Below are 8,882 nucleotides of genomic sequence, written 5' to 3' on the forward strand. Positions count from 1 at the left end.
GGGCGGTGCGTCTTGGTCGACTGCTGTCCTACCGGGAGCTTCGTCCTATCTGGAGCATCGACACGCCGCCGCGTAGCTGCTCAGACCCCTCCACCACGATGAAAATGGCTCAGTGATCCGAATCGCCGGTGCTTACCGCGGCGAGGGCAAGACCGAACGCCAAGGACGCAGCAGTCATCGCTGACCAGGCTCGGATGCGCCGTGACCTGCGTGAGCTGCAACGCGAGGACGCCCTGCTCGCTGAACTTCGCATGCTCACCGCCCACCGCGCCGACCTCGCGGCCGATCGCACCCGCACCATCAACCGGCTACGGATACGCCTGCTCGGCATCTTCCCCGCGCTGGAACGCGCACTCGGCTTCACCAACCGCGGACCGCTGGTGCCCATCAGCCAGTTCCAGACACCCGCCGCTCTGATCGCAACCGGGCGAGAGGAACTGGAGTGCTGGCTCCGCGAACACAAAGTCCGCCACGCGAACAAGCTCGCCACGGCAGCGATCGAGGCCGCCGAAGCTCAACACGTCCGCGTTTCCGGTGAGGCGATGGCGGGGGAGCTCGTCGGCCGACTTTCCGCCACCGTCATCGACCTCGACCGGCAGCTCGCCGAGCTGGACAAGCTCATCGCTGACCGGTTCCACCGCCACAACCAGGCCGAAGTGATCGCCAGCATGGTCGGCATTGGTGACCTCCTCGGCGCGGAGTTCCTCGCCGCCACCGGCGGCAACCTGGACGGCTTCGCGTCCGCTGACGACCTCGCCGGCTACGCCGGACTCGCACCCACACCACGCGACTCCGGCCGGCGCATCGGTAACCTCCACCGCCCGAAGCGATACAACCGCCAGCTCCAACGCGTCTTCTACACATCAGCGCTGATCAGCATCCAGCGCAGCCCGGCCTCAAAGTCGTTCTACGAGCGCAAACGAGCTCAGGGCAAACGCCACGGCCAAGCCGTCCTCGCCCTCGCCCGGCGCCGCGTGAACGTGCTCTGGGCGATGCTGCGCGACAACCACCCTACGAAGAAGGGCAACCCCTGACCGCCGTCGCCACTTGACAAACAGCATTGAAAATCAGGCGGAGCCGACAGTGCGGTCCTCGGGCCGCACGCTTCGCAACGTCGGCCGTGAACTCGGTGTCAACCACGAGACTTTGCGCGACTGGCTCAATGCCGCCAAACGCGTCGGCGAGCAGCAGGCCGGCCGTGGCGGTGCAGGTGATGGCGAGTTGAGCCTGGGCCACCGGACTCAGGCATTGGAGGTGCACCTTAGGCAATCGGCTGCTGTGCCTTGATCCATGGCCTCCAGGTGGCGGCGCGGATGGTGAGCGTCCGCAGCTTCCGGCGGATACAACTGCAGGGCCTTCTCCCAATACTGCCGAGCCGGCGCGGCCTGCCCTCGAGCGGCGGCGATGTGCGCGTGGCCCTCCAGGCTCCGAGCCAACTGCGGGCGCAATGCCCCGGCGGTCGCCGCCTCCTCCGCGTTGCGGAAGACCTGTTCCGCGTGGTCGAGGTCGCCGGCGACCAGCAGCGTCTCGCCGATCGCGGCCAACGCCTCGCACTCGATGTCTGCGATTCTGCCATCGCGGGCTGTCGCCAGCGCGGCACGCCCGTACTCCATTGCAAGCTCCAGGGCCGCCATCGCTCGGGTGGCCACGCATAACCATGTGAGGGCCCAGCCCTGCACCGGCCGTAGGCCGTGCGCGCGTCCGGTCTCCAGGCTGACGGAGAGCAGGTCTACGACCTTCGCGTAGCGGCCCTCCCGGCAGAGCATCACGCCCAGATTGATCTGGGTGATCGCAACGGACCCTTCGACGCCCGCCGCCCGGTAGAACTTGAGTGCCCGGTCGAAATGCCGCAGTGCCTCCCCCGAGCGGCCGAGCTCGGCACAGATTACGCCGAGATTGTTCTCCAGCGATGCCAGCGCGGACTCGTCCTGCACCTTCTCGGCGGCTTCCCGGCCCTGCGTGAAGTGGTCGTACGCCTCGGTGAACCGGAAGTCGTTGAGGGCGATCGCGCCGAGGTCAGCCAGCTGATACGCCGCAGCCGCCTCGTCTCCCTCCGTGCGACTGATCTTCACGGCCGAGCTGAGGTTCTCGGCGGCCGCCGCGTTGCGTTGCCGGGATCGCAGCACGAGGGCTGTCCCGGTGAGGCAAAGCGACTCGGCCCGCCGGTCGCCGACCGCACGAGCCGCCTGCAGCGCGCTATGGAACAGCTCGAGCGAATCGCCCGCGTAGTTGAGGTGCCGGAGGAAGGGCTGCAGGGCGCAGACCAGCTGCCAGCCCTGGTCGTTGAGCCCTCGTTCGAACGCAAGCCGGGCAGCAGCGAGGAAGTTTCGGTATTCGGCCCGTAACAGAGCCAGCGCTTCCACGTCCGATGACGCACCATGCACGGATCTAGAGGGGCGCCGAATATCGGGGCGGAAGCGGAAAGGCCCCCTGGCCATGGGCTGGCACCAGCGGTGTGCCGCCGCGAGGTAGTAGTCGAGCAGTCGATGGATGGCCTCGGCGGCTCCCGCCGGGCTTTCGGATTGCTCGAGGAACTGCTGGCAGCAGTCGCGAACCAAATCGTGGAATCGGTAGCGCCCCGGGGTGTGCTGGAGCAGGAGGTTGTCCTCGAACAGGCTGTCGAGAATGTCGGCACCCTCGTCGACCTCGAGATCGCCGATCGCTGCCGCGGTCTGCGCGTCGAAATCCTCGCCGGGATGCAGGCTGAGCAGCCGGAGGATCCGTTGCTGCTCCTCGTTCAGATATCGATACGACAGTGACAGGACGGCCAGCACACTGCGGTCACCGACGGCGAGAACCTTGTGCCGGCGGCGCTGGCTTCGCAGCTGACCCGCGAGGTACGGCACCGTCCAGCTGTGCCGGTCACGTAGCCGGGCAGCCGCGATGCCGACCGCGAGCGGGAGACGGCCGCACAGCTCTACCACCTCTGCCACGGTCTCTTCGTCCCCGGCCGTTCGACGGCTTCCTACGATCTTGGTGAAGAGCTCGATCGCCTCCTCTCGCGTCAGCACGTCCAGGGAGAGCGGAACCGCCCCCTCCAGCGCAGTTAGCCTGCGCCGACTGGTGATGATCACCAAGGCGTCCGGTGTGCCGGGAAGAAGCGGGCGGATCTGGGCGGTGTCAGCGGCGTTGTCGAGCAGGACAAGGGCACGTTTCGCGGCCAACAGAGAGCGCCAGAGGGCGCTGCGCCGGTCCGTGTCGCTGGGCACCAGTTCGGGTGCCGTACCCGTCTGCTGCAGCAGACGGTCCAGGGCCTCCGCGGCGGTGAGTGGCGCGCCGGCGTCGCTGAATCCGTACAGATCGATGAAGTACTGGCCGTCGGGGTACTGGTCGCTCAGCTGATGGGCGACGTGCACGGCAAGAGCGGTCTTGCCGACCCCGCCCATCCCGTCGATCGGCGACACCACAAGGGCCCTGGGGGCGGCGCCAGCCGCCTTTTCCCGGAGGAATTCCACCTCGGCCGCGCGACCGGCGAAGTCGGGGGTGGCACGTGGCAAGAAGCAGCGGCCGGTCGGTGTCGTGGCCACTGCACCACCCGAGAGCGGGGCGCTCTTTCCGGTCAAAAATGTGAGCGCGTTGCCGAACTCGTCGATTGCGGCGGCATTGCCTTCCAGCACCCGCCGGTGCAGTCGCTGAAGCCGAGGGCTCGGGTCGACGCCGAGCTCTTCGCTCAGGAGGCGACGCGTCTGGTCGAATATGGCGAGGGCGTCGGCTGGGCGGCCGTGGTTGTACAACGCCGCCACCATGCCGGCGCGGAAGGACTCCTGCAGGGGCTGGTCCGCGAGGAGCTCGGCCAGTTCCTCGATGAGCGTTCCGGTGTCGCCCCGGCGGAGTCGCAGGCCGACGAGCCGCTCGATGGCGTTGACCCGCTGCGCCGAGAGGTGGGCGGCGGCGTCCGCGATGTACCGGGTGTCGGTGAGGTCTTCCAGGGGACTGCCCCGCCAGAGGGCCAACGCATCCTGAAGGAGACGGATGGCCTCGTCGTTGCCATCGGCAGCCTGCATCTGCTCGGCCGCCCTGACACTCGCGCGGAACACGACGATGTCGATGCGATGGGGCGGAACCTGCAAGCGGTATCCAGCATCGGAGGTGACCAACTCGACCGGAGGTGGGACGGCGGCGATGATCTTCCGAACCGCGCTGACCGTCGTGTGGATCTGCGGGCGGAACGAGAGCGGCGGTTCGTCCCACATCGCTTCCGTGATGCGGTCCAGTGAGGTGACCTCGTTGGCGTTCAGCAGCAGCGCCGCAAACAGTTTGCGGGTCCGCGCGCCGTTCAGGGCGAGGCCACCGTCGGCTGGCCCGACCTCAAGCCGGCCCATGATGCGGAAATCGACGTCGTGGCTGACCTGCATCGCGCTACTTCGCCCTCCCGTTCCGGGGCTGTGGCAATCAAGGCTGGAGCCTACGTCGGAGCCGGGGCGCCATCAACGCGGCGGCAGGCGCCGGGTGTCCCGTCGACGGGACACCCAGCGCCGTCACAGACGGCCTGCAAGATCCGCGGCAGCGGCCTCGACGACGATGGAGGTGCGGATCGGTCGGTATCCGACGCGCTGGTTCATCCGCAGCGCGTACACGTTGCTAGCGTCGTTGGACGTGTGGATCCGGCGCGCGTCGGGCCGCTCGGCGACCACCCGGCGCACCATCTCCGCCTTGATGAACGCGCCCAGGCCGTGTCCGCGATGGTCGGCCAGGACGGCGGTGTCCCCCTGATAGCCGATGGCCGGCTGGCGGCTGTTGAAGTGGACCTCGGTCAGCCCCACGACGGCGCCGGTGAGCTCATAGACGGCCGCTACGGTCCGCTGCTCGGCGCCACGAGCGCATATCTCGGCCTCCGCCTCCCGGACACGCTCGACCGTCCATACCGGCGACCGGTAGCTGTCGTCGCCGGCCGGAGCGTCGTCGATCGCGCTGCGGGCGTGGGCGTACGACTCAACGAGTTCCTCGGGCGTGTGACCGCGCCAGTACTCGGCTCGGTATCCCGCCGGAGCGGGGATGTCCCACAACTGGCGCTCGGCCGACCCGAGATCGATCGCCGAGACGACCGACCGCCTGGTGACACGGAACCCCAGCTTCTCCGCCCAGAGAGCGGCTGGCGTATCGGCCACGACGTTCCAGCTGGCGGCGACCGTACGGCCCGGTGCCGTGATCGCCGGCAGCATCGCGCGTAGCAGCGCGGCACCCACGCCTCGTCGGCGCCGCACGGGATGTACCTGCATGTCGAGCAGCGAGATGTGGTCGTTCTCGGCCTGCGGGTAGCTCACCACCCCCCGGCCCACGAGGTCGCCGTCGTCATACGCCGCCCACACCTGGGGGACGCCGCGGTTCAGGAAGGGCTTGGTGAGAGCGCTGACGACAGCCTCGTACGAGGGGGCGGGATCAGTGGGCCGATCGACGGCCAGCGCCGCCCGGCTGAGCTCGGCGTGCGCCGTCAGCTCGCCTGGTCCGATCGCTGTGGGATCGAAACACTTGATATCGATGTTCATCGTGGCCCCAGGTAGGTGATCAGGAAGTTGGCGATGTCGCCCATGGCTTTTGTCTCGTTGTGGGTCTTCATGAACCCGTGGCCCTCGTCGGGGTAGACGTCGTACCGGACCTCGATGCCCTTCGCCCGCAGCCGGGACACGATCTTCTCGCTGTCGTGGGCCACCACCCGGGGGTCGTTGGCGCCCTGGATGAGGAAGAGCGGTGCGCGGATGTCGTCGGCGTACGTCAGGGGTGAGCGGGAGAGCAGAAATTCCTCCTCGCTGTCGGGGTCACCCACCCAGCCGGCCATCATCGGCTTCCACGTCGCCGGCACCGATCGCGCGAAGGCCACCAGGTTGCTCATGCCGAAGCGGGACACGCCGCAGGCCCAGTACTCGGGAAGCCGGCTCAGGCAGGAGAGCGTCGCAAAGCCGCCGTAAGAGCCGCCGAAGACCCCGATCCGTTTCGGGTCGACCCAGTCGAGCCCACCCAGATACTGCGCCGCCGCCTCGAAGTCGCGCAGGTCGCCGCCGCCGAAGTCGCGGTGGATCAGTCGCTGGTATTCCCGGCCGTACCCCGTGGAACCCCGAACGTTCGGGGCAAACACGGCCACGCCTCGGCTAACCAGAAACTGATACAGCCCGCTGAGGTTATACGCGGGACGCTCCTGAAACTCCGGGCCGCCATGGATCGATATCGCCACGCCGAACGGTCCCTCGCCGAGCGGGCGGTACAGCCAGCCGGGTATCCGGCGGCCGTCAAAGGTCGGGTACCGGATGAGCTCCGGGTCGACGGTCACGGTGGCCGTGTCCGGCCCGCTGTAGGTCAGCCAATCGAGTCGGCCGCTGCCGAGGTCGATGACGGCGATGTTGCTCGGTCGGGCGCCGGCGGCCAGGCGGACGGCGAGCCGCGATCCATCCGCCGACAGCGCGATGCGGTGAACCGTGCTGACCAATAAGCTGGGAAGCTCCAGGTCGCGCCCGGACGACAGGTCTCGGACGTGGAGCCGGGAGTCACCGTCCACGTTCACCGTCCACGCCAGAACTCGTTCGTCGCTGGAGAGCGCGACGTGCTCGACGTCCCACTCCGGCGTGACGAGCCAGTGCAGGGTTCCGCTCTCGACGTCCATCCGAGCGAGTCCCACGAAGTCCCGGCCGGCATCGCTGAGGGTGAGGATCCCGCCGTCCAGCCAAGGACCGGCCGTGAACTTAGCCGCGGCCTCGCTGGGCCGACGCGCGGTGCCGTCCGGTGCGGCGATGTACACCGGCTGATCGATCATTGACCGAAGGTCCGTCGCACTCGACTGGCTGCCGTCCGGCGACCACTGTCCAGGGAACATGAAGCGGCCGGCGTCCGATACCCGCCGGGAGTTCCCGCTCACAAGATCGAGAAACAACAGGTCCTGGACCGACTGGTCCCGGTCGTTGCCTCCGTAGCTTAGCCAGCGTCCGTCCGGGGAGATCCGCCCGAGCACGTGCTTGACGCCGGCGGCCTCCAGCAGAGGCTCGATCGTGCCACCGGCGGCCGGCACTCGGCGGATCTGGTGGCATTCATCGCCGTTCCGGTCCACTGAAAAGATCAAAAAATTGCCGTCCGGCGTCCACACGACGTCCCGGACGGCGCTGTCGGTGTAATCGGTGAGCCGGTGCTCCGGACCACCGTCAACCGGCTGCACGATCAGGTTGAACTGGCCATTCGCATCATCCACGTACGCCAATCGGCTGCCGTCCGGCGAGAACGCGAGCGGGGGCCCGAATCGCCGATTCGGGCGGTAGTTCAAATACCCTGACATGACTCTGTAGCGTACCACCGGCGGCATCAGCACTCTCCGGGCGCTGCGCGAACTACTCCGGCTGTTTAATGTTCCTCGCCGATGCAGCGTTCCGTTCCACGTGTCGTAGCGGAGGTCCTCGTGAAGAAGTCTCTGTTGATCGGCCTGACCCTGGCCGCTCTCCTTCTCGCATTCACCGCTGTCATGCAAGGCAAGGAGGCGCCGGCGACGCATTTGGGCTGGATGATCTGTGATGCATGTTGACGCATTCTGAGCGGCGTGACCCCATGCGCGGCTTCCTGGTCACGGCGGCATTCCTCGGGGTCGTTCTCTTGGTCTCCTTCTCGGCGCAGTTTCCCGTGACGGCTTCCTCAGGCTGGCTGCGAGTACGGCAGTCCATGGGCGTACTCTGGCCGCAGGGCTGGTTTTTCTATGCCGAGGCCCCGCGTCAGTCGGTGCCCGTACTTTACCGGGTGAAAGCCGACGGCAACGCATTCGAACTGAGCACACAGGCGCAAGGCGCTGCGCGGTACTGGTGGGGGATCCGGCGCACGAGCAGCGCCGATATGGTGGAAATCATGGAGCTCTATGGAGCGGTACCGCCGGCAGAATGGCATTCCTGCGGGACGGATTTTGTCGACTGCCTGCACGTCGTAAATGATTATTCCGTCGCATACGCCCTGCTCAACAGGTCAAACTATCCTGCATTCTGTGGCCGCTTCATCGTAGCAGTCGAAAGCCAGGCCGGTCGGCGCGGCCACCAGCCGATATACGCTCTCGAACAGCGGGTCGAACGGGCCGCGAGCGTGAATATCACATGCGCGCGCTGAGGGCACTGTCGACGCGTATCGAGTGGCAGCTCCACGGTTACGAACCACGTGTATACAGCCTTGCCCTTGCGCGAACAGTCCTTGCTTCGGTCACCTTCGTCACGATCGCGGTGACGCCCGACCGCGGGCTCTTCGCCTACTCTTCGACATCGCCGTCCGGCGTTCGATGCGACGGTCTCCGCGGGATTTCGCTGTGGTGCGTTGCCGGCCCCGAGCCGACAGGTCTGCTGGTGGCCCGCGTCGTTGCGCTGCTCGTACTGGGTGTCACGGCAATCGGGTATCGACCGCGCTGGACATGCGTACCGCACTGGTATGTAACCTTCGGCCTGGCCGTCAGCATGACGATGGCAAATGGTAGCGAGCATGTTTCGCGTGTCGGCACGATGTTGCTGATACCCATTTGCCTGGGCGACCGTCGTGTCTGGCAGTGGTCGCGGCCGGCACGCCTTCTCGAACCCCGGTGGCGCGGGTCCGCATACGCCGCAATGGTCCTTCTTCGTCTCCAGATTGCCATCATCTACATCGAAGCTGCAATAGCGAAGATGCTGGTGCCGCAGTGGCGAAACGGAACGGCCATGTACGCGGTCTTTGGTGACCCGATTTCGGGTGTGAACGGTTCGATCTACCGCTTTCTCGGACCGGCCATGGACAGTCGGTTAGTCGTCGGCACGCTGACCTGGGGAGCGCTAGTGCCTCGTCTTTGAACGTTGGCCGTGTAATCCGTTGGTTCGGAGGCCGTTTCGGGCAGGCTGTCCCTCTCGCTGTTGGTGTGGGAGGTGATGCCGGGTGGGACGACGCCCGGAAGTGTTCGTGCG

The 8,882-nt window shown here is 66.9% G+C and carries 7 protein-coding genes; 4 read left to right on the forward strand and 3 right to left on the reverse strand.

All coding sequences use genetic code 11. The features are described 5' to 3' along the window. The first annotated feature begins 128 nt into the window (after positions 1–128). Positions 129–1,034: an IS110 family RNA-guided transposase gene (locus ACXN5W_RS29915; protein WP_473161737.1), complete on the forward strand. Its 906-nt coding sequence runs from the start codon at positions 129–131 to the stop codon at positions 1,032–1,034. A 207-nt stretch (positions 1,035–1,241) separates the two neighbouring features. Here ACXN5W_RS29915 and ACXN5W_RS29920 read toward each other — a convergent pair whose 3' ends face one another. The 3 genes from ACXN5W_RS29920 to ACXN5W_RS29930 form a co-directional block, all read right to left on the reverse strand. After that, positions 1,242–4,355, reverse strand: coding sequence for an AfsR/SARP family transcriptional regulator (locus tag ACXN5W_RS29920; protein ID WP_473161738.1), 3,114 nt, complete (start codon positions 4,353–4,355; stop codon positions 1,242–1,244). Between the two features lie 123 nt (positions 4,356–4,478). Next, complete coding sequence (locus ACXN5W_RS29925; RefSeq protein ID WP_473161739.1) at positions 4,479–5,486, reverse strand: GNAT family N-acetyltransferase; 1,008 nt, start codon at positions 5,484–5,486, stop codon at positions 4,479–4,481. Then, entirely contained in the window at positions 5,483–7,285 is a 1,803-nt protein-coding gene (locus ACXN5W_RS29930; protein ID WP_473161740.1) for a S9 family peptidase, read from the reverse strand. Before ACXN5W_RS29930 ends, ACXN5W_RS29925 begins: the two co-directional genes overlap by 4 nt. 93 nt (positions 7,286–7,378) lie before the next feature. On the opposite strand from ACXN5W_RS29930, the gene ACXN5W_RS29935 reads away from it, so the two are divergent. Genes ACXN5W_RS29935 through ACXN5W_RS29945 form a run of 3 tightly spaced genes read left to right on the forward strand, consistent with a single transcriptional unit; the run spans position 7,379 to position 8,771 of the window. Continuing rightward, positions 7,379–7,501, forward strand: a complete 123-nt coding sequence (locus tag ACXN5W_RS29935; protein ID WP_473161741.1) for a hypothetical protein — start codon at positions 7,379–7,381, stop codon at positions 7,499–7,501. A gap of 23 nt (positions 7,502–7,524) precedes the next feature. Further along, positions 7,525–8,067, forward strand: coding sequence for a hypothetical protein (locus tag ACXN5W_RS29940; protein WP_473161742.1), 543 nt, complete (start codon positions 7,525–7,527; stop codon positions 8,065–8,067). Continuing rightward, positions 8,055–8,771: a hypothetical protein gene (locus ACXN5W_RS29945; protein WP_473161743.1), complete on the forward strand. Its 717-nt coding sequence runs from the start codon at positions 8,055–8,057 to the stop codon at positions 8,769–8,771. Before ACXN5W_RS29940 ends, ACXN5W_RS29945 begins: the two co-directional genes overlap by 13 nt. Positions 8,772–8,882: the final 111 nt, after the last annotated feature.

The sequence above is a fragment of the Plantactinospora sp. A48 genome, assembly GCF_055793945.1.